Source organism: Paraburkholderia dipogonis (assembly GCF_042680985.1).
In the GTDB taxonomy this organism is placed as follows: domain Bacteria; phylum Pseudomonadota; class Gammaproteobacteria; order Burkholderiales; family Burkholderiaceae; genus Paraburkholderia; species Paraburkholderia phytofirmans.
In genome coordinates, this window is the sequence record NZ_JBHUFR010000052.1 from 1 (window position 1) to 1,185 (window position 1,185).

Annotated in this window: 1 rRNA gene; it reads left to right on the forward strand. The window is 51.3% G+C overall.

The window, feature by feature from the left end:
• Positions 1 to 75: 75 nt before the first annotated feature.
• Positions 76 to 1,185: ribosomal RNA gene (locus ACFSNN_RS41280) — 23S ribosomal RNA — on the forward strand; the annotation flags it as partial.

Below are 1,185 nucleotides of genomic sequence, written 5' to 3' on the forward strand. Positions count from 1 at the left end.
TGCTTTGGAATACGGCGCAACACGAATACTCAACCTGTAGCGGGTGTGCCTGAATTTGAGACATACCTGTTATAGGGTCAAGCGAACAAGTGCATGTGGTGGATGCCTTGGCGATCACAGGCGATGAAGGACGCGGTAGCCTGCGAAAAGCGGAGGGGAGCTGGCAAACGAGCTTTGATCCTCCGATATCCGAATGGGGAAACCCGGCCCGTATGGGTCATCCATGACTGAATACATAGGTCATGTGAAGCGAACGCGGTGAACTGAAACATCTAAGTAACCGCAGGAAAAGAAATCAACCGAGATTCCCAGAGTAGTGGCGAGCGAAATGGGACCAGCCTGCATTCTTTATCTGTAGTGTTAGTCGAAAGCTCTGGAAAGTGCTGCCATAGCAGGTGATAGCCCTGTAGACGAAAACATCATGGAAGAACTAGGTATGCGACAAGTAGGGCGGGACACGTGAAATCCTGTCTGAAGATGGGGGGACCATCCTCCAAGGCTAAATACTCGTGATCGACCGATAGTGAACCAGTACCGTGAGGGAAAGGCGAAAAGAACCCCGGGAGGGGAGTGAAACAGATCCTGAAACCGCATGCATACAAACAGTCGGAGCCTTCGCAAGGGGGTGACGGCGTACCTTTTGTATAATGGGTCAGCGACTTACATTCAGTGGCAAGCTTAACCGATTAGGGCAGGCGTAGCGAAAGCGAGTCCGAACAGGGCGATTCAGTCGCTGGGTGTAGACCCGAAACCAGGTGATCTATCCATGGCCAGGATGAAGGTGCGGTAACACGTACTGGAGGTCCGAACCCACTAACGTTGAAAAGTTAGGGGATGAGCTGTGGATAGGGGTGAAAGGCTAAACAAACCTGGAAATAGCTGGTTCTCTCCGAAAACTATTTAGGTAGTGCCTCGTGTATCACCTTCGGGGGTAGAGCACTGTCATGGTTGTGGGGTCCATTGCGGATTACTACGCCATAGCAAACTCCGAATACCGAAGAGTGCAATCACGGGAGACAGACATCGGGTGCTAACGTCCGGTGTCAAGAGGGAAACAACCCAGACCGCCAGCTAAGGTCCCCAAATATTGCTAAGTGGGAAACGAAGTGGGAAGGCTAAAACAGTCAGGAGGTTGGCTTAGAAGCAGCCATCCTTTAAAGAAAGCGTAATAGCTCACTGATCGAG